This window comes from Pedobacter lithocola, from assembly GCF_042650845.1.
Classification (GTDB): Bacteria; Bacteroidota; Bacteroidia; order Sphingobacteriales; family Sphingobacteriaceae; genus Pedobacter; species Pedobacter lithocola.
The window spans coordinates 574,158-597,605 of the sequence record NZ_JBHSBW010000013.1; the positions used below are offsets into that span (position 1 = coordinate 574,158).

The 23,448-nt window shown below is 36.4% G+C and carries 23 protein-coding genes and 1 tRNA gene; 17 read left to right on the forward strand and 7 right to left on the reverse strand.

Going from position 1 to position 23,448, the window contains the following annotated elements; all coding sequences use genetic code 11:
- Positions 1-12: 12 nt before the first annotated feature.
- Positions 13-1,266 carry a DUF2130 domain-containing protein gene (locus ACFOWA_RS16560; RefSeq protein ID WP_378987128.1) on the reverse strand — a complete coding sequence of 418 codons (1,254 nt, stop codon included), beginning with the start codon at positions 1,264-1,266 and terminating at the stop codon, positions 13-15.
- A gap of 88 nt (positions 1,267-1,354) precedes the next feature.
- The gene (locus tag ACFOWA_RS16565) at positions 1,355-1,735 is read right to left on the reverse strand and encodes an OsmC family protein (RefSeq protein ID WP_378987131.1); all 381 of its coding nucleotides are present in this window, start codon (positions 1,733-1,735) and stop codon (positions 1,355-1,357) included.
- Between the two features lie 350 nt (positions 1,736-2,085).
- Here ACFOWA_RS16565 and ACFOWA_RS16570 point away from each other — a divergent pair, with 350 nt between their 5' ends.
- A complete protein-coding gene (locus ACFOWA_RS16570; protein WP_378987134.1) occupies positions 2,086-2,451 on the forward strand; it encodes a YtxH domain-containing protein in 366 nt (121 codons plus the stop codon).
- A 130-nt stretch (positions 2,452-2,581) separates the two neighbouring features.
- The gene (locus ACFOWA_RS16575; protein ID WP_378987137.1) at positions 2,582-3,325 is read left to right on the forward strand and encodes a YdcF family protein; all 744 of its coding nucleotides are present in this window, start codon (positions 2,582-2,584) and stop codon (positions 3,323-3,325) included.
- Between the two features lie 87 nt (positions 3,326-3,412).
- Here the strand turns inward: ACFOWA_RS16575 and obgE are convergent, their stop codons facing one another.
- The 5 genes from obgE to ACFOWA_RS16600 form a co-directional block, all read right to left on the reverse strand.
- Entirely contained in the window at positions 3,413-4,408 is a 996-nt protein-coding gene (obgE, locus tag ACFOWA_RS16580) for a GTPase ObgE (protein WP_378987140.1), read from the reverse strand.
- 167 nt (positions 4,409-4,575) lie between these two features.
- Entirely contained in the window at positions 4,576-5,145 is a 570-nt protein-coding gene (locus ACFOWA_RS16585) for an adenylate kinase (RefSeq protein ID WP_378987143.1), read from the reverse strand.
- Between the two features lie 327 nt (positions 5,146-5,472).
- Positions 5,473-5,546: transfer RNA gene (locus ACFOWA_RS16590), tRNA-Arg, on the reverse strand.
- A gap of 76 nt (positions 5,547-5,622) precedes the next feature.
- On the reverse strand, positions 5,623-6,087 hold the full coding sequence (locus ACFOWA_RS16595) for a redoxin domain-containing protein (protein ID WP_378987146.1): 465 nt from the start codon (positions 6,085-6,087) through the stop codon (positions 5,623-5,625).
- 91 nt (positions 6,088-6,178) lie between these two features.
- Positions 6,179-7,087 carry an SDR family oxidoreductase gene (locus tag ACFOWA_RS16600; protein WP_378987149.1) on the reverse strand — a complete coding sequence of 303 codons (909 nt, stop codon included), beginning with the start codon at positions 7,085-7,087 and terminating at the stop codon, positions 6,179-6,181.
- Positions 7,088-7,248: 161 nt separating this feature from the next.
- Here ACFOWA_RS16600 and atpD point away from each other — a divergent pair, with 161 nt between their 5' ends.
- From atpD to ACFOWA_RS16675, 15 genes are all read left to right on the forward strand, one after another.
- Positions 7,249-8,751, forward strand: a complete 1,503-nt coding sequence (gene atpD, locus ACFOWA_RS16605) for a F0F1 ATP synthase subunit beta (RefSeq protein WP_109926210.1) — start codon at positions 7,249-7,251, stop codon at positions 8,749-8,751.
- 80 nt (positions 8,752-8,831) lie between these two features.
- On the forward strand, positions 8,832-9,077 hold the full coding sequence (atpC, locus tag ACFOWA_RS16610; RefSeq protein ID WP_378987152.1) for an ATP synthase F1 subunit epsilon: 246 nt from the start codon (positions 8,832-8,834) through the stop codon (positions 9,075-9,077).
- 652 nt (positions 9,078-9,729) lie between these two features.
- The gene (locus tag ACFOWA_RS16615) at positions 9,730-10,620 is read left to right on the forward strand and encodes an aminotransferase class IV (RefSeq protein WP_378987155.1); all 891 of its coding nucleotides are present in this window, start codon (positions 9,730-9,732) and stop codon (positions 10,618-10,620) included.
- A gap of 61 nt (positions 10,621-10,681) precedes the next feature.
- Positions 10,682-11,260 carry an O-methyltransferase gene (locus ACFOWA_RS16620; RefSeq protein WP_378987158.1) on the forward strand — a complete coding sequence of 193 codons (579 nt, stop codon included), beginning with the start codon at positions 10,682-10,684 and terminating at the stop codon, positions 11,258-11,260.
- Positions 11,261-11,302: 42 nt separating this feature from the next.
- Positions 11,303-12,985: a dihydroxy-acid dehydratase gene (ilvD, locus tag ACFOWA_RS16625; protein ID WP_378987161.1), complete on the forward strand. Its 1,683-nt coding sequence runs from the start codon at positions 11,303-11,305 to the stop codon at positions 12,983-12,985.
- A 178-nt stretch (positions 12,986-13,163) separates the two neighbouring features.
- On the forward strand, positions 13,164-13,571 hold the full coding sequence (locus tag ACFOWA_RS16630; RefSeq protein WP_378987164.1) for an ORF6N domain-containing protein: 408 nt from the start codon (positions 13,164-13,166) through the stop codon (positions 13,569-13,571).
- Between the two features lie 18 nt (positions 13,572-13,589).
- Positions 13,590-15,347, forward strand: a complete 1,758-nt coding sequence (gene ilvB, locus ACFOWA_RS16635; protein WP_378987167.1) for a biosynthetic-type acetolactate synthase large subunit — start codon at positions 13,590-13,592, stop codon at positions 15,345-15,347.
- Positions 15,348-15,448: 101 nt separating this feature from the next.
- The gene (gene ilvN, locus ACFOWA_RS16640) at positions 15,449-16,087 is read left to right on the forward strand and encodes an acetolactate synthase small subunit (protein WP_123206817.1); all 639 of its coding nucleotides are present in this window, start codon (positions 15,449-15,451) and stop codon (positions 16,085-16,087) included.
- A 125-nt stretch (positions 16,088-16,212) separates the two neighbouring features.
- Positions 16,213-16,674, forward strand: a complete 462-nt coding sequence (locus tag ACFOWA_RS16645) for a DinB family protein (RefSeq protein WP_378987170.1) — start codon at positions 16,213-16,215, stop codon at positions 16,672-16,674.
- Positions 16,675-16,942: 268 nt separating this feature from the next.
- Positions 16,943-18,424, forward strand: a complete 1,482-nt coding sequence (gene ilvC / locus ACFOWA_RS16650) for a ketol-acid reductoisomerase (RefSeq protein WP_378987173.1) — start codon at positions 16,943-16,945, stop codon at positions 18,422-18,424.
- Between the two features lie 50 nt (positions 18,425-18,474).
- The gene (leuC, locus tag ACFOWA_RS16655) at positions 18,475-19,887 is read left to right on the forward strand and encodes a 3-isopropylmalate dehydratase large subunit (protein WP_378987176.1); all 1,413 of its coding nucleotides are present in this window, start codon (positions 18,475-18,477) and stop codon (positions 19,885-19,887) included.
- 65 nt (positions 19,888-19,952) lie between these two features.
- Positions 19,953-20,249 carry an antibiotic biosynthesis monooxygenase family protein gene (locus tag ACFOWA_RS16660; protein WP_378987179.1) on the forward strand — a complete coding sequence of 99 codons (297 nt, stop codon included), beginning with the start codon at positions 19,953-19,955 and terminating at the stop codon, positions 20,247-20,249.
- An 89-nt stretch (positions 20,250-20,338) separates the two neighbouring features.
- On the forward strand, positions 20,339-21,100 hold the full coding sequence (locus tag ACFOWA_RS16665; RefSeq protein ID WP_378987182.1) for a class I SAM-dependent methyltransferase: 762 nt from the start codon (positions 20,339-20,341) through the stop codon (positions 21,098-21,100).
- Between the two features lie 64 nt (positions 21,101-21,164).
- A complete protein-coding gene (gene leuD / locus ACFOWA_RS16670) occupies positions 21,165-21,746 on the forward strand; it encodes a 3-isopropylmalate dehydratase small subunit (protein WP_378987185.1) in 582 nt (193 codons plus the stop codon).
- A gap of 179 nt (positions 21,747-21,925) precedes the next feature.
- Positions 21,926-23,434 carry an ATP-binding cassette domain-containing protein gene (locus tag ACFOWA_RS16675; RefSeq protein ID WP_378987188.1) on the forward strand — a complete coding sequence of 503 codons (1,509 nt, stop codon included), beginning with the start codon at positions 21,926-21,928 and terminating at the stop codon, positions 23,432-23,434.
- The last annotated feature ends 14 nt before the right edge of the window (positions 23,435-23,448 follow it).

Consider the following 23,448-nt stretch of genomic DNA (forward strand, 5'->3'; position numbering starts at 1 on the left):
TCTGTGGTAAAACTAGTCTAGTAACAGTGTTTCATCGTCATCATCAGTTAAACTCAATTGAATGCTATCGCTACCTGCAATGCCTTCAATAGAACCTCGAATATGCGTTGCATTTAACAACACTTTTTCTAATTGCTTTTCTCGGGCTTTCCACAAACGTTCCATGGCATCGCGTTCGCGTTGAATAGATAATTTCATACTCATAAAACCCTCACGAATGGCTTTCCATTGTTCTGAAAACTCAGCTCCGGTTAAATAATCGTATAACATGTGCATTTTATCTCCCCTATTCTCTTGCGATTTCATGGCTGATGATAAGCGCAAAATTCCGTCACGCAACACATATGCAACAGCATTCACTTCCTCGAAAGAGCAAATCCAAACGCCATCTCTCTGCCCAAAGCAATCCATGCCTTTAGGGTAACATTGACTTACAATTACAGCAACATCAACGCCCATACTTCGCATATCTTTCTTCAGCTTTTCTATCCAATCGCCGCCAAAATCTTTGGTACGCTTACTTTCATAAATGATTTTGCCGCATTCTTGTCCAAACTGATTACGCACTACCTGCACACAATCTGCACCACGTACACCTTTGCCAACCTCTTCAATTAAATCGAAGGGAAAATTACTGCGCAACAATTCTTCTAAAATTAATTCTTGCACTTCGCCTTGCAACTGCATGCTGCCTTGCTCAGCTTTTCTTTTCATTTCTTCAGCCAGTTTTTTCTGGTCGTCAAGCTGTTTTTCCAACTCACGTAAACGAAGCTGATGCTCGGTATCTTTAATGCTGTTTTTTTCTGCCTCTTGTTTCCTGATTTGCTCTACCAACTCGTTGCGTTGCTCTTGCATTTTACGTTGAAAGGCTAATTCCATCTCTTCTTCTTTCAGCTTCAAACTCTGCTCGCGACGAAGAAATTCCAACTCTTTTTCACGGGCTAGCTTTAGTTTTTCTTCATTATCCCTGGCATTTCCTTCTAACATTTGCAATTTGGTCTCAAAATCAGATGCAATACTTTTACGCAAATTTTCTTCCAAATCACCCTTTAATTTATTCTTCTCTTCAACCAATTTTGCATCAAAAGTTTTCTGTTGAAGTTGCTTCTCCGATTCAAAAGCTTGCAGTTTCCGCTGAAATTCTTCATCCTTTTGTCTGGTAAAACTTACCATTTTCTCACGCAGCTCTTTCTTATAATCTTCGGCCATGGCTTCTTCCATAGGAAAAACATGGGCACAGTTGGGGCATTTAATTTCAGTCGCCATAAATATTTTATCACTTCACACAAAGCTGAAGTCATACAAATATATCAAAGCTTTTTAGCAATATGTAAACGAGTTATGCACCTTTTGCTTACAACACTTTTGAGCGAACTTCGTTACCCGCGGTAAGAATTTTACTTACCGGGCATTTTGCCGCAATATCTTCCAACCTTTGTTTTTGCTCGTCAGTCAAATCGCCGGTGCATGTAATTTCCTCTAAAAATATGTTTTCTGCATTTTCAATACCCATGTTTACTTCAACTTCAATTTTATCAACTGGCCAATCTTTTCTATCCACATACATACGTAGCGTAATGGCTACACAAGATGCTAAGGAGGCCATCAATAAACCCTTTGGCGCAAATCCTTCATTCGTTCCTCCTAATTCTAAAGGCTCATCAATGATAACTTCGTGCGAGCCATTTGTTACCGAACAAGCATAATGTTCTTTGTTAATTGTTGCTTTTACCATATATTTTTATTTTTAAATTTTTATAAGAAAAGTATCGTTCTGCTTTTTATAGGTTCCGATAGTCCTGCTTTTCCTTTCAATCTTTTTTAACAGCTGTTATGGTTATTTTGTACGCTGTTGCATGAAGAAACTACAGGATAATTACATTCATACGTGCTTCAAAAAAGGATTTACACTATAATCAGGTTTATTTCACTTCGTCACTTCGTACTATCAACAAAACCAAAAATTTACCTCATAAATCTAGTTGATAATCAATTTAAACTTAGCAATAATTGCGCTTAAGTTATCAATTCAAATTTCCCAAACATTACATCGGTGCAATTGTTTCTTATACAAATCTTATCATTATGAAATACAGAAAGTTAATCGGAAAATATTTTGAAAAAAAATCTAATAATAGTGCTCAGGTAGCATTAGCCATGGTTGCCGGGTTAGCGGCTGGTGCAATAATTAGTGTATTATTTGCACCAGATAAAGGTGCCAATACTAGAGGAAGAATTGCTGGTGGTGCAAAAAATTTACGTTATGGCTTTCAAGATAAATACAATCTATTAAAAGAAAAAGTATTTGGCGTAGAGGCAATTGAAGAAGATATTGTAGAGCATGAAATTCCACATTTTAAACATAAGGTTGAAAAAAAACGTAAATCTGATGTGAAAGACATCTTAGATAGCGCACATCAAAATGGTCATGCTGACGAAGAACAAGCATAATACGTTGTTAATATTATTACGTGGTCATATCTACAATCAGAGTATCTAATTAGCAATTATCTGAATAGATACTCTGATAAAATATAATTTAATTGATTTAGATTATACATTTAAGCTTTTATCTTACTTAATGGCTTTCATTTTTTCTAAACTTCTAGTTTTTATATTGCAGCCTATCATTTGGGTTTTAATATTATTGGTATTCGCAATATTTGCTAAAAAACAGCAACGTAAGAAGACATTATTAATAATCTCCTTTTCTTTATTGTTCGTTTTTTCTAATCGTTTTTTGGTTGGTAAAGCTTATAATTTTTATGAGGCCAAATATCCTAAAGCCAAAAGGTACGATATTGGGGTTTTGTTAGGTGGTTTTTCCAAATCAACTCAACACAGTGATTTAGCTCTTAATGAGCGTGGAGACAGGCTTATACAATCCATCGCTCTACTCAAAAAAGGCATCATTAAAAAAATTTTAATAAGCGGCGGCTCTGGTAAGTTAATTGGTTCAGAATCTATTGAAGCAGATTTAACCGCAAAATACCTGAAGGAAATTGGCATTCCTGATTCTGTAGTGTTAGTAGAGAACAGAAGCAAGAACACCATTGAAAATGCAAAATATACTTTCGAGCTGGTAAATAAGATGAAGCCAGATGCATCGATACTTGTGATTACCAGTGCATGGCACATTCCGCGTTCAAAAATGATTTTCGACAAAGTCTTTAATCGCAAATTGGATTATTATCCTACTGATTATTTTGGAAAAGAAAACTATGATATTTCTGATTATTATTTACCTGATGCCGGAGCTTTTGCATACTGGCAGTCTATCTTAAAAGAATGGGTAGGTTTAATCGTTGATAGAATGAGAATTTAATACTAGCTAATAATGATTTAGCTGTTACTTTAGAACACAAAATTCTAAAACGAATTCTTCTGAATTAGGACTTTCTACTTTTGATTTTTACGCTTCAATTGCTTTCCAAAGCATATCTTTCAATTCCAGAATATTTTTTTCTGCGACAGATGAAATAAATATAGATGGAATTTTAGGCAAATCTTGTTTCATCTCGTTCATTAACTCTTCATCCAACATGTCAGATTTTGTAATGGCTAAAACATGCGGTTTTTGCATCAATTCAGGATTGTACGACTCCAATTCTCTTTTTAATATTTCATATTCTTCTTTTATCGTTCTACTTGTATCTGCAGGAACCATAAATAACAATACAGAATTACGCTCAATGTGGCGTAAGAAACGATAACCTAAGCCCTTTCCTTTTGATGCACCTTCAATAATTCCTGGTATATCGGCCATAACAAACGATTTTCCACCGCGATAGCTCACAATTCCCAGGTTCGGGACAATTGTAGTAAAAGGATAATCAGCAATTTCTGGTTTTGCTGCTGAAACAACTGAAAGTAAAGTGGATTTACCAGCATTCGGGAAACCAACCAAACCAACGTCAGCTAATACTTTAAGTTCGAGAATATTCCAAACTTCTTTGCCTTGCTCTCCAGGTTGTGCAAAACGCGGTGTTTGCTGTACTGAGTTTTTAAAATGCGCATTACCCAAACCGCCCCGACCACCAGGTGTTAAGATTTTGGTTTCACCATCTTTAGTAATTTCAAAAAGCACTTCGCCGGTCTCTGCGTCTTTAGCAATGGTTCCAAGTGGAACTTCTAAAATCTCATCTTTACCCTGGCGACCGAATTTATGGGAACTTCCGCCAGCTAAACCATCTTCGGCAATAATGTGTTTACGGTATTTGAGGTGTAATAATGTCCAAATGTTACTGCTGCCTACAACAATAATGTGGCCACCACGACCGCCATCGCCACCATCCGGACCGCCCATTGATGTTAAAATATCACGATGTAAATGTGCTGAACCTGCCCCACCCTTACCAGAACGGCAACAAATTTTTACATAATCTACGAAATTAGAACCTTGTGACATAATTAACTGACGATTTTAGATTGTCGATTTTAGATTTTAAAATTGACGGTAATTTAAGTGCATTTATAAATTTCGATTTTTAAATATAAAAATCGCTAAAAAACAAACATCCGCTCAAAAATAACTAATGTATTTTTTTGCGGATGCAATTATTTTAAAATATTGTACTAGAATCTATCAATAACCGAGCAAAGGTCATTGTAAACTGTTTCTATCTCTCCAATTCCATTTACTTTTTGCAACTTTCCTTGTTCCTCATAATAAGGCAAAACATGGATAGTTTTATCAAAATATTCTGAAATACGCTTTTTCAACTTTTCTGCATCGTCATCCGGTCGGCCACTAACTTTATGGCGTTCTGCAATGCGTTTTGTCAATTCCTGCTGATCTACATCTAAAGCAATAACACCGGCAATTTTACTGCCTTTACGCTCCAAAAACAAATCAAGTTCTATAGCTTGAGGAACAGTACGTGGAAAACCATCAAACACAAATCCTTTTGCATCAGGATTTTTATCTACCTCTTCTTCAAGCATGGCAATTGTTATTGCGTCAGGCACTAATTCGCCATCTGCCAATAACTGGCTAACTTTTTTCCCTAGTTTGGTTTCTCCCTTTACATGTGCTCTAAACAAATCGCCGGTAGAAATATGTAATAATTGATACTTTGATATCAATTTTTCGGATTGGGTACCTTTACCCGCCCCCGGTGGGCCAAAGAGAACTAAATTAAGCATCAACGTGGTTTAGGTGTCTTTAAAATTAAAAAAAGCCTTATTTCTATGGCTCGCAAATTATTAATATGAAAATCAGACAAATTGCTGCCCTTCAAGGCTGCAAATATATAATTATTAATTTACATGCCATTAATATTGATAATTTATTTAAAAAACGAGGTAGTTTAAAACCTATCTAAACAATTTTTAAAGAAAATTTGTGAAAGATATTCTTAAAATAAAATTTTAATGAAATGCGGTAATAATTTTTCGAGAAATAAGATGTTCCTCATTACAAAATAGTATAAAACAAAAAAAGAGAAATTCAAAAATGAATTTCTCTTTTAGTGCACTTGTAGGGATTCGAACCCCAAACCTTCTCATCCGTAGTGAGATGCTCTATCCAATTGAGCTACAAATGCGTTACCGTATGGTTAACGGAATGCAAAAGTAAGATTTGAGATTTAAATTCGCAATTAAATTTGAAAAAAAATCTATTTATGCTTTTAAAGAATCGTTAATAGCTTTAAAATCAGGCAAATCGCCAGCACTTTCTAAAACCTCAGCATAAATGACTTTTCCATCTTCATCAATAACAAAGGCTGCTCTTTTTGATACACCTTTTAATCCGAATACAAATTCATCATAAAAAGCACCATAGGCTTGCGATGTTTCTTTATTGAAATCAGATAATAACGGAAACTGATAACTCTGAACTTCTTTAAATTTGGCTAAAGAGAACGGAGAATCTACAGAAATACCTAAAACTTGTGCATCAATGCCTTCGTAAAAGCTGAAATTATCTCGCATGGTACACAATTGTTCTGTACATGTTCCGGTAAAAGCCATTGGAAAAAAATGAATAATAACTTTTTTCCCCTCAAAAGCCGATAAAGCAACTTCTGCTAAATCCGAGCTATTTAATTTAAAATCTGGGGCTTGGTCGCCAATTTGTAGTGACATATATTTTTTGTTTTGTTTTTTGTTAATGTTTACTTGTTCATTAGTACACTCGCCAAATGAACTAATGACTAGTGAACCAATGACTAATAAATTAATTATTTTTTCTTATTTGCTCATCCACAATCTTTAATCCTTCAATAAAACTATGCGGATTGTAACCTAAATCTTTTATCGTCTTAACTAATACAAAGCCCGTTTTCACGGGTCTTTTAGCAGTTTGATTTAAACTTTCGGAGCTTATCTCCGACAAAATCGATTTATCAAGCGCCCAATAATCGGCAACTTTTCGCACTAAATCTGCAATGCTCATGTAATCTTTGCCAGATACATGATAAATTCCTTGCGCACATTTTTCAACAGCTAATAAACAGGCGTCGGCCAAATCTTCGGCTAAAGTTGGCATGCGCCATTGGTCGTTAACCACGTTAATTGGTAAACCCTTTTCCAAAGCACCTTTTGCCCAAAGTACAATGTTACTTCTGCTCATATCATTGGTAATTCCATAAACCAAAATCGTTCTCAAAATTACCCAATTTGCTTTGCAATTTTTCAATACATCCTCCGCAAGTACTTTTGATTTTCCATAATAACTCAAAGGATTCGTTTCATCTTCTTCGCTATATGGTCCATTCGCTCCATCGAAAACGAAATCGGTGCTCAAATGTACAATCTGAATGTTTTTTTCTTCGCAAAGCGATACTAAAGTTTTCACAGCATCAACATTTAATTGATGGCACAACGTTTTATTTGCCTCAGCAATATCAACATTTGTCATTGCGGCGGTATGAATAATTGCATCAGGCTTATATTTTTCGATAACTGCGCTTACCTGCTTTGGATTTAGAATATCCATTTCGGCATATTCATAACCACTTTTGTTTGGATAACGATTTGCACCTTTTGAAGTTGCTATCAATTTTACCCTCCCTTCAGCTAAAACTTTTTCAGTTATTTTTTGCCCTAATAAACCGTTGCTACCTGTTGTTAAAATGGTTTTCATCAGATGATTTTATGCCTCTAAATTATCTAATAAATCTCTGTTGAAAAAATTTATAATATATATTTAAAATTAGGTAAGAATAACTTAACTTTGCCAACCGAATTGGAGCCCCTACAAACAGCTTTAATTCATTGATTGTAATAAATTTACTCACAACAGATATGCCTAACTTAGGAAAAATAGCACAAATTATCGGCCCAGTGGTTGACGTTAGCTTTGCTGATGATGCCCATCTACCTAAAATTTTTGATGCGTTAGAAATAACGAAAGAAAACGGACAAAAAATTGTTTTAGAAGTTCAGCAGCACTTAGGTGAAGATCGCGTTCGTGCAATCTCGATGGATTCTACAGATGGTTTAGTGCGTGGAATGAAGGTACTTGATACTGGTTCAGCAATAAAAATGCCTGTAGGCGACCAAATTAAAGGTCGTTTATTTAATGTGGTTGGTGAAGCCATTGATGGTATTACTGCGGTTGATAAAACAGATGGTCGCCCTATCCATGCAACTCCTCCTAAGTTCGAAGATTTATCTACCGAAACTGAAGTGCTTTTTACAGGTATTAAAGTAATCGATTTATTAGAACCTTATGCAAAAGGTGGTAAAATTGGTTTATTCGGTGGTGCTGGTGTTGGTAAAACGGTATTGATTATGGAGTTGGTTAACAACATCGCTAAAGCTTATGCTGGTTTATCAGTATTCGCAGGCGTTGGTGAGCGTACTCGTGAAGGTAACGATTTACTTCGTGAGTTTATCGAATCAGGTGTAATTAACTATGGTGATGAATTCTTACACTCAATGGAAAAAGGTGGTTGGGATTTAAAATCAGTTGATACTGAAAAATTAAAAGAATCAAAAGCAACGCTAGTTTTCGGTCAAATGAACGAACCTCCTGGTGCACGTGCTCGTGTAGCATTATCAGGTTTAACAGTTGCAGAATATTTCCGTGATGGTGATGGCGAAGGCGCAGGAAAAGATATCCTTTTCTTCGTTGATAACATCTTCCGTTTTACTCAGGCAGGTTCTGAAGTATCGGCTTTATTAGGTCGTATGCCATCTGCAGTAGGTTACCAACCAACATTGGCAACTGAAATGGGTTTAATGCAAGAGCGTATTACTTCAACTAAACGCGGTTCAATTACATCAGTACAAGCGGTATATGTACCTGCGGATGATTTAACTGACCCTGCACCGGCAACAACATTTGCCCACTTAGATGCGACTACAGTACTTTCTCGTAAAATTGCCGAGCTAGGTATTTACCCAGCGGTTGACCCATTGGATTCAACTTCTCGTATTCTTTCTCCGGCTGTTTTAGGTGATGAACATTACAATACTGCACAACGCGTTAAAGAAACTTTACAACGTTATAAAGAATTACAAGATATCATCGCGATTTTAGGTATGGACGAATTATCTGAAGAAGATAAATTGGTCGTATCAAGAGCTCGTCGTGTACAACGTTTCTTATCTCAACCTTTCCACGTAGCTGAGCAATTTACAGGCTTAAAAGGTGTGTTGGTTGATATTAAAGATACCATCAAAGGTTTCAACATGATTATGGATGGTGAAGTTGATGAATATCCAGAAGCTGCATTTAACTTAGTTGGTAGCATTGAAGATGCTATTGAAAAAGGTAAAAAATTATTAGCAGAAGCGAATTAGAATTGAGACATTAGATTTGAGATGTGAGACGAGGTGCAAAATCTCATATCTCATATCTCATATCTCACATCTATAAAAAAATGAATTTAGAAATATTAACGCCAGATAAAAAAGTTTTCGAAGGTGAAGTAACAGCAGTTACGGTTCCTGGTACTTTGGGTTCTTTTCAGATTCTGAAAGACCATGCTCCTATCATCTCAACTTTAGAAGATGGAGAAGTTATTATTAGAGCAAACAAAACTGATGAGCAACGTTTTTTTATCAAAGGCGGTGTTGTTGAAGCTATTCACAATAAAATTGTAGTTTTAGCAGAAGGTATTGCTTAATAGAAATACGTCATGCTGAATTTATTTCAGCATCTTAATAACAAAGCCTTTTCGATTAATTTCGGAAAGGCTTTTTTTTGGGGTTTGAGATTTGATTTTTTTCTATCAATTACAAAAATTTGATTTGATAAATTGCAAAATTACTTACAACAATCCAATCCACTTAAATCTATTAACTTTTCAAATTCTTACCTCGCAAAGTTCATTTTAAGAAGAAATAACTAAAATTTATGATGCAAGCATAACAAACATACTATATACCGTTTTGATATTTGGTATAGCGCCATCAACATTAAATCCCTAAATCAACCAACAAGAAGAATTATATTCCGATTAATTTACAATTAGAAGAATTATATTCTTATTTCATTTTTTTCTGATTTCTCTTGCATATTAATGAACCAAAAACTAAATTGGTTTCTATAAAGCATCAAGAAATAATGACAATCCAAAACAACATTTTTTTAAATCAAGTACCTGCAATTGCAGCTGTGAATGTTGTGCTATTACCTGTCATTATTCTGAACCTACTACTCCTAAATATTTTTGGAAAGAAGATGGACTGCTTTTAAATAGATTTTAAAAAACTAATTATACCCAAAGCGTCCTGATAAAAACAGGACGCTTTTTTTAAATAACAAAACGCAGTATTATGAAATACTACAACTCTAATACAATTATTTACCTTGATGGACGGTTTGAGAAAGCTGTAGATAGCAGTACCGATCTTTATGGTCAGTCTCTACATTATGGCTACGCAGCTTTTGAGGGCATTAGAGCATATAAAACGCATAATGGAAATCGCATTTTTAAAGCTGCTGCCCACTTCGACCGCTTAGAGCGTTCTTGCCAGTTAGCAAATATCCCGTTTCCATGGGATAAGGATGAGTTAATTAAAGAAACCTATAAATTACTTACGCTAAATAAACTGAAAGACGCGTATATCCGTCCGCTTGTTTTTTGCCACCCCAATATGAAATTGAATGGACCAACTGGTGTTTCAATTTTAATTTGCGCCTGGGATTGGGATGCTTATTCGGGTAACAAACTATTGAAATTAACAATTTCAGATTACGAAAGGCCAAATCCAAAATCAACACCGATGGAGGCTAAATTGAGCGGGAATTATGTAAACTCTATACTTGCAACAACTGCCGCCAATATCAAAGGCTACGATGAGGCGCTGCTTTTAGATATGCATGGTTTTTTGGCTGAAGCATCTGGCGCAAACATTTTCATCGAAAAAGATGGGAAACTTTGCACACCATCTATTGGGAATATTTTACCAGGAATAACCCGAGCAACTGTTAAAGAACTATGCACCGTTTTAGATATCGAATGCATAGAAAAGAAATTGACAGTTGAGGATTTAAGAAATGCAGATGGTGCTTTTTTATGTGGAACAGCTACAGAAATTGCCGGCATTGCATCGATAGACGATATCGTATTCCGCAACTTATGGAGAGAATCTTTAGGTTATACCATACAACGTGCATATAAAAATCTCGTGTTAGAAAAAGTGAATTATGAGGTGATTATTTAGTAGCGAGTTTAGTATAAAGATTAAAAATAATACCAACAAAGCGAGATATAGATTTTTAACAATGAATCAAGAAATTAATCAACATTTTCCAATAGCCTACTACGATATTGCTGATGCGACAAAAGCATCAGAATTTGATATGGCATCTAATGTGTTAACTTGTTCATTGTTAAGAACACTTGCAAGTTCAAAGCCAGCAGGTAATTTTTTGGAATTGGGAACCGGCACAGGTTTGTCAACCTCATGGATATTAGATGGAATGGACAAAAATTCAACATTAACATCTATTGATAATAATGATGAGTATCTAAAAATTGCAGAAAAATATCTAGGGAATGATGAACGATTGAATTTAGCTTTAACAGATGGAGAAAATTGGATAACGGAAAATAAGGACAAAAAATTCGATTTCATTTTTGCAGATACATGGCATGGAAAATATTTACTACTAAAAGAGGCTATATCCATGCTTAATAAAGGCGGTATTTATATTATAGATGATATGCTACCTCAACCAAATTGGCCTCAAGGGCATAATGAGAAAGCAATAAAGTTAGTCAAAGACTTAGAATTGCGTAGCGACTTGCTATTAACCAAACAAGTATGGGCAACCGGAATTATTATCGGGGTAAAATTATAACGGACAAAACAACAATAATTAGAACCAGAATACATTCAAACAATGAGCGAATTAAATAAGTACAGTAAAACATTTACACAAGACCCAACACAACCTGCAGCACAAGCCATGCTTTATGGAATCGGCTTAACTGATGCCGATATGTCAAAAGCACAAGTTGGTATCGCAAGTATGGGTTACGATGGCAATACCTGCAATATGCACCTTAACGACCTTGCAAAAGATGTTAAAACAGGCGTTTGGAAAAATGATTTGGTTGGCTTAGTTTTTAATACAATTGGCGTTAGCGATGGTATGAGCAACGGTACTGATGGCATGCGTTACTCTTTGGTAAGTCGCGATGTTATTGCAGACAGTATCGAAACCATCTGTGGCGGACAATATTATGATGGTATAATTTCCATCCCTGGTTGTGATAAAAATATGCCTGGTGCCATTATGGCAATGGCTCGTTTAGATCGCCCATCGATTATGGTTTACGGTGGAACAATAGCCCCAGGTTACTATAAAGGTGAAGAATTAAACATCGTTTCTGCTTTTGAGGCTTTAGGCCAAAAAATATGTGGCAACCTTTCTGAAGAAGATTATCAGGGAATTATCAAACATACTTGCCCTGGTGCAGGCGCTTGTGGCGGGATGTACACAGCAAATACAATGGCATCAGCAATTGAGGCTTTGGGAATGAGTTTACCCTACTCCTCTTCAAACCCAGCCATTAGCGAAGAGAAAAAACAAGAATGTTTAGATGCTGGTAAATACATAAAAATTCTTCTAGGAAAAGATATTAAACCATCTGATATCATGACGAGAAAAGCATTTGAAAATGCCATTCGTTCGATTATCATTTTAGGTGGAAGTACAAATGCAGTATTACATTTTATTGCAATGGGAAAAGCCATTGGCGTAGAAATTACACAAGATGATTTCCAAAGAATGAGTGATGTAACCCCTGTATTAGCCGATTTTAAACCAAGTGGTAAATATTTAATGCAAGATTTACATCAATACGGAGGCATCCCAGCTGTTTTAAAATATTTATTAGATGAAGGTTTATTGCATGGCGATTGCTTAACTGTAACAGGAAAGACAGTAGCAGAAAATTTAGCTGATGTGAAATCGATTATGAATTACGACCAGAAAATCATCCAAAAATTAAGCGAGCCAATTAAAGCAACTGGACACTTACAAATTCTGTATGGAAACTTAGCCGAAAAAGGTTCTGTGGCAAAGATAAGTGGAAAAGAAGGTGAAAAATTCGAAGGTCCGGCACGTGTATTTGATGGTGAGCACGATTTAATTGCTGGTATTTCTAGCGGTCGCGTTCAACCTGGCGATGTAATCGTGATTAAAAATTCTGGTCCGGTAGGCGCTCCTGGCATGCCAGAAATGCTGAAACCAACTTCTGCAATTATTGGTGCTGGTTTAGGTAAATCAGTTGCACTAATAACTGATGGCCGTTTCTCTGGCGGTACACACGGATTTGTGGTTGGACACATCACACCAGAATCTTACAAAGGTGGCTTAATTGGCCTGGTGGAAGATGATGATAGAATTTTAATCGATGCTGTAAATAACATCATCAACTTACAAGTTAGCGATGAAGTTATCGCAGAGCGAAGACAAAAATATGTTCAGCCCGAATTGAAAGTAACTAAAGGTGTACTTTATAAATATGCTAAAACTGTATCAGACGCTGCAAGTGGCTGCGTAACTGATGAATATTAAATTTGAGGTCATCCCGACAATAAATTAATATTTAAATGAATACTAAATGCAAATTATTAAAAGCATTGAAAGCAGAATTTATGTAATTCGGGGTGAAAGAAGCATCACTTTATGAAGTAGAAACTAAAGTATTGAACCAAGCGGTTAAGCGAAATTAATGCGTTTTCCGGAAGATTTTATGTTTCAACTAACAAAAATTGAATGGGAAAGTATGCTGTCACAAACCTTGACAACATACGACCCCAACTTGAAGTCACAAATTGTGACTTCAAGTTGGGGTGGCACTCGAAAGATGCCATACGCATTTACCGAGCAAGGTGTAGCCATGCTAAGTGGTGTTTTGAAAAGTGAAAAGGCAATAAACATGAACATTGCCATAATGAGTGCCTTTGTTGATGTTCGAAAAATTTTGCTAAAGCAAAACAACATCAATGAACAACTTACAGAAATTAAAGAACGGATTGGTGAACATGATGTTCAACTAAATGAGCTTTACGACGCGATGGAAAATTTAATTGATGAAAAAATTGCTCAATTAAAGTGGAATGATAGAGAAAGAATTGGGTTTAAAACTAAAGAACAATAGTACCGCAAAAACATAATTATGGAAACTGCACAAGATACAATACAACAAACCGAAACTAAATCGGAACCCTCTAAGCAGGTTGGGGGATTTAAAGGAACAGGTTCGCAAGTTCTTTTAAATGGATTAATTGAAGAAGGTGTTAGCACTATTTTTGGTTATCCAGGAGGCGCTATCATGCCAATTTATGATGCACTTTATGATTATGCAGATAAATTAGAGCATATTTTGGTTCGCCATGAGCAAGGTGGTATTCATGCTGCTCAGGGTTTTGCCAGAACAAGTGGCAAAGTAGGTGTTTGTTTCGCAACCAGCGGGCCAGGTGCTACAAACTTGGTTACCGGTTTAGCAGATGCGCAGATTGACAGTACACCATTGGTTTGTATAACCGGACAAGTTTATGCTCATTTATTAGGAACAGATGCTTTCCAGGAAACGGATGTAATCAACATCACAACACCTGTTACAAAATGGAATTATCAGGTTACTGATGCCAACGAAATTCAGGAGGTTCTAGCAAAAGCTTTTTACATTGCCAAAAGTGGCAGACCCGGACCAGTTTTAATCGATATTACTAAAAATGCACAATTACAAATTGAGGAATTTCCTGAGTATGTAAAGTGCAACCATATTCGCTCTTATCGCCCGAAACCAAAGGTTAGAATAGAATATATTGAGCAAGCAGCAGCTTTAATTAATGCAGCAAAAAAACCATTTGTATTATTCGGACAAGGTGTTGTTTTAGGAACTGCCGAAGAAGAATTTAAAACTTTTATTAAAAAAACCGGCATTCCGGCAGCTTGGACCATTATGGGCGAAAGTGCCATTCCAACTTCACACCCACTAAATGTTGGCATGTTGGGGATGCATGGTAATTATGGACCAAATGTTTTAACCAACGAGTGTGATATCTTAATTGCTATCGGAATGCGTTTTGATGACCGTGTAACCGGTCGTTTAGATAAATACGCAAAGCAAGCTAAAGTAATTCATTTAGATATTGATCCGGCAGAAATTGACAAAAATGTTAAGGCCGATGTTGGTGTTTGGGGCGACTGTAAAGAAACTTTACCATTATTAACCAATCTTGTTGATGCTAAAAAACATGAAGAATGGCTTGCTAAATTCAGAGATTACAATCAACAGGAAATAGACCAGGTGATTACGCCAGAGCTTTACCCTGAAAGTGATGAAATGACAATGGGCGAAGTTTTACGCAACATTAACGAAATTTGTGGTGGTGATGCGATAATTGTAACCGATGTTGGTCAGCACCAAATGGTGGCTTGCCGTTACGCCAAGTTTAACAACAGTCGTAGCAATATAACTTCAGGTGGTTTAGGAACCATGGGTTTTGGATTACCAGCAGCAATCGGCGCCAAATATGGTGCTCCAGATAAAACAGTTATTGCCATAATCGGTGATGGTGGTTTCCAAATGACGCCACAAGAATTGGGTACTATTATGCAGTTTGGTGCAGCGGTAAAAATCTTGATTTTAAATAACCGCTTTTTAGGAATGGTTCGCCAGTGGCAGCAATTATTTCACGACAAACGCTATTCGTTCGTAAACATTACCAGTCCGGATTTTGTGGCCCTGGCCAAAGCTTATTACATAGAGGCTGACAAAGTAGATGAACGTGCAAACCTGAGAAAAGCGTTAGAAACCATGATTAACCACGAAGGCTCTTATTTATTAGAAGTAATGGTTGGAAGAGAAAACAACGTTTTTCCAATGGTTCCGCAAGGAATGAGTGTGAGTGAAATAAGGTTGAAATAAGAATAAAGATAAAAGAACAAGGAATAAAGAACCAGGAATAAAGGCAAAAGTGTAGATGTTATGTCTTTTATCCTTGCTCCTTCACCCTTAATCCAAACAACATGAGTACTGAAAACACAATACAACATACAATAGATAAAGCCGATTTAGAAGGAAAGCAGGAATACACCATTACGGTGTACGCTGAAAATCGTATCGGATTATTAAATAGAATCGCGATTATTTTCTCGAAAAGAAAAATCAATATCGAAAGCTTAAATACTTCTCCGTCAGAAATCGATGGAATACATCGTTTCAACATTGTAATTCATGAAAGTTATGAGGTGTTAAGAAAACTTGCCCGACAAATAGAAAAGCAGATTGAAGTATTAAAGGTTTATTTCAATACCAACGAGGAAATTATTTGGCAAGAATTGGCTTTGTACAAAGTTTCTACAGATGAAATTGCAGAGAAAGTGACGGTAGAAAGATTACTTAGACAGTATGGTGCAAGTGCTGTAGTGATTCGTAAAGATTATACAGTTTTTGCAGTAACCGGACATAGAGAAGAAACCGATGCCTTGGTGAAAGCTTTAGAACCTTATGAATTGATTGAATTTGTTCGTTCGGCAAGAGTAGCAATTATAAAAGATAGTGCTGGTTTCCACGAAAAATTAAAAGAATTTGAGGCTTTTGAACCTGGAGAAGAACTTGTTGAAAATGAGTTTTTAGATAAAGGAGAGAAAATCTTTACAATGTAGTTGAGCTGAAAGGCTAAAGATAAAAGCTGAAAGGCTAAAGCGAAATATCATGCTGAACCAGTCGAAGCACGTTATAAAAAGTCTTCAATAAACTCAGACGAACAACTACAAAAACATATAGTATAATGAATCAAGTACTTGAATTTATAATAAACTCGAGAAAAGCATTTATCAAATTAATTGATGGATTAACCATGGAGGAGTTGAACAAAATCCCTGATGGCTATAACAATAATATCATTTGGAATTCTGGGCATATTGTAGTGAGCACGCAAACGCTTTGTTACGTTCGAACCGGAATTTTGGAAAATGCGAGTACCGTAAAATATAATGAGTTTTATAAAAAAGATACTCGCCCGACTTACACAGTAACGGAACAGGAAGTTGCAGAATTGAAAGCATTGGCATTAGAAAGTATTGAAAAGATAAAACAAGATTATGCGAATGATGTGTTTGCTACCATAACTCCTTTTCCAACTGCAACTTATGGTGTAGAGCTGAAAAGCATTGAAGAAATATTAATTACAACGATTGGGCATGATAACCTGCATTATGGTTATGCCTTAGCACTGAAGAAAAATTTGTAATGATGGAAGATGGATGAGGGTTTGAAACAACAAACCTAAGTTCTCTAAACCCGATTAAAGTGGAAATACTTTTTGTTGTAGGTTTTCGACAGGCTGTCACTGACAAACACAAAAAGATTGAAACAGAAAGCGGGACTGAACGAACCGAAGCGTACTGAAACCACCTTTTCAAAAAATAAATTGGTGAAATCATTTCATCAGTGTAATCAAACCGAAGGAGAAAAAATAAAATTAAACCGATAATAAATAGAAATTAACCAATAAAACGATGTCAAATTATTTTAACACATTACCTCTTAGAGAAAAATTGAACCAACTTGGTGTTTGCGATTTCATGGATAGCAGCGAATTTTTAGATGGCGTTAGCGCTTTAAAAGGCAAAAAACTGGTAATTGTAGGTTGTGGCGCTCAAGGCCTAAACCAAGGTTTAAATTTAAGAGATAGTGGTTTAGATGTGAGCTACACGTTGCGTAAAGAGGCAATTGAAGGCAAAAGGGATTCGTGGAAAAATGCAACAGAAAATAACTTTAATGTTGGTACTTACGAAGAGTTAATTCCCACTGCCGATGTGGTAATTAACCTTACTCCTGATAAACAACATACTGCCGTAGTGAATGCAATAATGCCTTTAATGAAAGATGGAGCAACATTATCTTACTCTCACGGTTTCAACATTGTAGAAGAAGGCATGCAAATCCGTAAAGATTTAACCGTTATTATGGTAGCACCAAAATGCCCGGGTAGCGAAGTTAGAGCAGAATATGTACGCGGCTTTGGGGTACCTACTTTAATAGCAGTACACCCAGAAAATGACCCACAAGGTAAAGGTTTGGCACAAGCAAAAGCTTATGCAGTTGGTACAGGTGGCCATAGGGCTGGTGTATTAAAATCATCATTCGTTGCCGAAGTAAAATCAGATTTAATGGGCGAGCAAACCATTCTTTGTGGTTTGTTGCAAACGGGTTCTATCTTATCTTTCGATAAAATGATAGAAAAAGGAATCGATGCGGGTTATGCATCTAAATTGGTTCAATATGGTGTTGAGGTAATTACCGAGGCCTTAAAACAAGGCGGTATTACTGCAATGATGGACCGTTTGAGCAATGTAGCTAAAGTTAAAGCTTTCGAAATTTCAGAAGAATTGAAAGACATTATGCGTCCGTTGTTCCAAAAACACCAGGATGATATTATGAGCGGTGAATTTAGCCGCATTATGATGGAAGATTGGGCAAATGGAGATAAAAATCTATTAGCTTGGAGAGCTGAAACTGGCGAAACTGCTTTTGAAAAAACACCTGCCGGCGATGTAAAAATTGGTGAGCAAGAATATTTCGACAACTACACTTTAATGGTTGCTTTCGTTCGTGCTGGTGTTGAATTGGCTTTCGAAACGATGGTTCAGGCTGGAATTAAGCCAGAATCTGCTTACTACGAATCTTTACACGAAACTCCGCTAATTGCCAACACCATTGCACGTAAGAAGTTGTTCGAAATGAACCGCGTAATTTCTGATACCGCAGAATATGGTTGTTACCTGTTCGACCAAGCTTGTAAGCCTTTATTAGCGGATTTTATGAAAAAAGTAGATACCGATTTAGTGGGTAAAAACTTTAACGAAGGCAAAGATGGCGCTGTTGATAACAGAAAATTAATCGAGGTTAATGAGGCCATTCGCTCGCACGAGGTAGAACAAATTGGCGCTACATTACGCAAAGCGATGATAGCAATGAAGGCGATTAAAACAGCATAGAATAAAAAGAATGTCATCATCAGTAATGACAACATTAAACACATAATACAATGTCAAAAACATTAGTAGAAAAAATTTGGGATGCTCACATTGTGAAAAGTGAGGAAGGCTTTCCCGATATTTTATACATTGATACACACTTAATACATGAGGTTACTTCGCCGCAGGCTTTTGATGGTTTGCGTAAAAGAGGTTTGCCTGTTTTTCGTCCACAGCAAACAGTGGCAACAGCCGACCATAACGTACCAACCTTAAACCAATTAATGCCAATTAAAGAAAAGCTTTCTCGCTATCAAGTGGATATGCTAACCAAAAATTGTGCAGAATTCGGCATCGAACTTTATGGATTAGGTCATCCTTTTCAGGGTATTGTTCATGTAATTGGTCCTGAATTGGGTATTACTTTACCAGGAAAAACAATGGTTTGTGGCGATAGTCACACCTCTACCCATGGTGCTTTTGGCGCAATTGCCTTCGGTATCGGAACATCGCAGGTAGAGCAGGTTTTCGCAACGCAATGTTTATTGCAATCGAAACCTAAAACCATGAAAATTGAAGTGAATGGTAAGCTAGGAAAAGGCGTTGGTGCGAAAGACATTATTCTTTACATCATCGCACAGATTTCTGCGGCTGGGGGTACTGGTTATTTCATAGAATATGCAGGTTCGGCGATTGAGGCTTTAAGCATGGAGGCACGAATGACGATTTGTAACATGAGTATCGAAATGGGTGCCAGAGGTGGTTTAATTGCGCCAGATCAAATCACATTCGATTACATCAAGGGCAGAGAATTTGCTCCTGCCGGAGAAGAATGGGATAAAGCTTTAGCTTACTGGAAAACATTATATAGCGATGCTGATGCAAAATTCGATAGTGTTTTAACTTTCGATGCAGCAGATATTGCACCAATGATTACCTATGGAACCAACCCTGGTATGGGAATGGGTATCCAGGAAAATATCCCGGCTACAAAAGCTCAACCAGAAAAAGAAAAACTTTCTTATCAAAAGGCTTTAGATTATATGGGCTTTGATGATGATGCATCTTTAATTGGTAAACCAGTTGATTATGTTTTCATTGGAAGTTGCACCAACTCTCGCATTGAGGATTTACGTGAAGTTGCAGATTTTGTAAAAGATAAGCGCAAAGCAGATAATGTTACCGTTTGGATTGTTCCAGGATCAAAGCAAGTAGAGCAACAGGCCATTAATGAAGGCTTAGATAAAATTTTCGAGGCGGCTGGTTTCCAATTACGAGAACCAGGTTGCAGTGCTTGTTTAGGAATGAATGAAGATAAAATCCCGGCAGGTAAATATTGTGTTTCTACATCAAATAGAAATTTTGAGGGCCGACAAGGACAAAATGCAAGAACGTTATTGGCTAGTCCGCTAACGGCTGCTGCTGCCGCTGTAACAGGTGTAATTACGGATGTGAGGGAGTTATTAGAAAAGGTAGAAGGTTAAACGGTGAACGATTTAAGGTTTCTGCGATTTGCCTAGTCACTCTTCATTGAGGAAAATTTAAAAACATGATTTTAGAAGTTGCGACATTAAATATAAAAGCAGGTCTATCAACTGATTTTGAAAAGGCATTTAGCGAGGCTCAAAAAATCATTGCATCGATGGATGGCTACAATTCCCATCAACTAAAGAAATGCATGGAAAAGACAGATAAAGATATTCTGCTTGTGAACTGGGAAACATTGGAATCACATACCAAAGGTTTCAGGAGCTCAGCAGCATATCAGGATTGGAAAAAGTTATTGCATCATTTTTATGAGCCTTTTACGATTTTTGAACATTATGAGGAGATAAAAAATAATTGAGTTTTGAATGATTGAAGGTAAGAATATCGCATTGCGCCTTAATCTTAAAATTCCATAAATCTTGTAAACTTGGTCAAAAAATAGAAAATATGCCAGAAATAGTTTGGGATGCCACATTATACGATAAACAACATCATTTCGTGTCCGATTATGGAACGGATGTTTTGCAATGGTTAGCACCAAAGGAACACGAAGATATTTTAGACATAGGTTGCGGAACAGGTCAGCTGGCAGCACAAATTGCAGAGAGCGGTGCTAAAGTTTTAGGAACCGATGCATCTTCAGAAATGGTCGCTAATGCAAAAAAAGCCTATCCAAAATTAAGTTTCGAAGTAATAGATGCGACGAAACTTCCTTACTATGAAGACTTCGATGCAATTTTTAGCAATGCTACTTTCCACTGGATTGAGGACCAAAATGCATTATCACATGGTTTATTCAAAAGCTTAAAACATGGTGGAAGATTAATTGCAGAGTTTGGTGGCAAAGGAAATGTAAAAAGCATAACAGATGCAATTTCAGCTGCTGGTAAGGAATTGGGTTTAGCGGATAAAATTGCCACAAACTTTTGGTTTTTCCCATCCATAAGTACTTACACCACATTACTAGAATCAAAAGGTTTCGAAGTGGAGCAAGCCTGGCTATTTGATAGGCCAACGAAATTAATCGGTGATGATGGAATGTATGTTTGGATTAATCAATTTGCACAGCACGCATTTAAAAACCTTCATACAGAACAAGCCGAATCAATCAAAAATTTAGCTGTCGAAATCCTCAAACCTAATTACTTTATTAATGGAGAATGGGTTGCAGATTATAGAAGACTGCGAGTGAAAGCGATTAAAAAGTAATACGTTCTAGGTTATAAGTTGTAAGTCTAAACAACAAACAAACCAAAAACAAAAAAACGATACAATGAAAAAATTCACAAAATTAACATCGGCCGTAGTGCCATTAAATATAGAGAACATTGATACCGACCAGATTATCCCTGCCAGGTTTTTGAAAGCGACTACCCGCGAAGGCTTTGGCGAAAATTTGTTCCGCGATTGGCGTTATGAAAACGACAATCAACCCAAAACAGATTTCGTATTAAATGACCCTACTTACAGCGGACAAATTTTAGTTGCAGGCAAAAATTTTGGTTGTGGTAGTAGCCGAGAGCATGCGGCTTGGGCCATTCAAGATGCTGGTTTTGATGTCGTAATCAGTAGTTTTTTTGCCGATATTTTTAAAGGAAATGCCCTTAACAATGGCTTATTGCCAATACAGGTGAGCGAGGATTTCTTAAAAAATATTTTTACAGCTGTTGAGGCAAATCCTAATGTAAACTTAACGGTTGATTTAGAAAACCAAACTGTAACCTTAATTGAAACAGGTGTGGCAGAATCTTTCGAGATTAATGCCTACAAAAAATCGTGTTTAATAAATGGTTATGATGATATAGACTTCATTTTAGCGCAAAAAGACTTAATAGAAGAATTTGAAAAAAAATAGAAACAACTATAGCAAAAAGCGAGATAAATTCGTCGTCATGTTGAATTCATTTCAGCACCTCATAACATGAAAGGTCCTGAAAAAAATTCAGGGTGAGGGCCACCAAAAATAGGATTCAAAACAATACCTAAAACCCACTTAGATGTACTAAGGTTTCTAAGGTGGTAAAAATAAATAGCATGAAAGAAAGTTTCGTCAATATTCAAAATTTAACTCTAAAATACCAGCAAAAAGCGGTGTTAAAGGATTTGAATTGGGTAATAAATGCTGGCGAAAATTATGTTTTATTTGGCGAAAGTGGAGGTGGAAAAACTTCTTTAGCAAAAATAATAGCGGGCTTACAAAATGGAATTGGCGAAGTAAAAATTAACTTCGACACCAATAGCTATTTACCTTCCGAAGCTTTATTTGTAGAAAGTTGGTATCAATTTAAAAATTTAGAAGGTGTCGCAAATTTCTATTATCAACAGCGATATACCTGTCAGCAAGCTAAAGATACATTAACCATTCATGCAGAATTGGTATATTACGGTAAAGAAAAAGGTCTTAATTTCGATGCTGTTGAACCAATTTTAAACGCATTAAATTTCTCCTCATTTGCCAGTTCGCAATTAATAGAATTATCAAGCGGAGAACATAAAAAACTACAGTTGGTTAAAGCTTTATGGCTAAAACCGCAATTACTGATTATCGACCAGCCTTACACGGGTTTAGACGTTGCATCTCGTAAATACTTAAACATCCTTTTAGATGAAGTTTCCAAAGAAGGTGTACAGTTGATTTTGATTTCTAACGATTCTGAATATCCAAACGCTATCAATCGCTTTGCGGAATTACAAAACGGCCAAATCAACGTTTCCGATTCAAAAGAAACCTCGACAATTTCTACGGTACAAATTCTAAAAGAAATCCCAGATTTTTTAAAAGAATCACCCGCTTATTCATCCAGTGATATCGTTAAAATGGTGAATATTAACATCAGTTATGGTGAAAAACAGGTTTTAAAGAATATCAATTGGGAAGTAAAAGCTGGCGAAAAATGGCTGTTGCAAGGGCATAATGGTTCGGGCAAATCAACTTTGCTAAGCTTAATCAATGGCGACCATCCGCAGTCTTATGCCAACGAACTTTATTTATTTGGCAACAGACGCGGTAGCGGAGAAAGCATTTGGGATATCAAGCAGCACATCGGTTTAATCTCTCCCGAATTTCATTGGTATTTTGATGCCAACTCAACGGTTTGGCAAAGTATTGCATCCGGTTTTTACGATACAATTGGTTTATTCCAAAAACTCCCATACACTAAAAGCCAGCAAGTTGATGAACTAGTAGAATATTTTGGTTTAACATCCTCAAAAAATGAATTGTTAAGCACTCTTCCTTTAGGAAAACAAAGACTGGTTTTATTGGCAAGAACCATCATTAAAAATCCTGAATTGTTAATTCTGGATGAACCTTGCCAAGGGCTAGACCAACAACAAACACGACAATTCAATCATTTTATCGATGAATTGTGTAGCAACGGGATGACTTTAATTTATGTTGGTCATTTTGAATCGCAGCTACCAAACTGCCTGGAAAAAAGAATATTATTAGAAAACGGCGAAATTAAAGCCGTAGAAATTTTGAATACCAAAACTCGTCATTGCGAGGTACGAAGCAATTTTTGCACCGTACTATTTAAATGAGATTGCTTCGTACC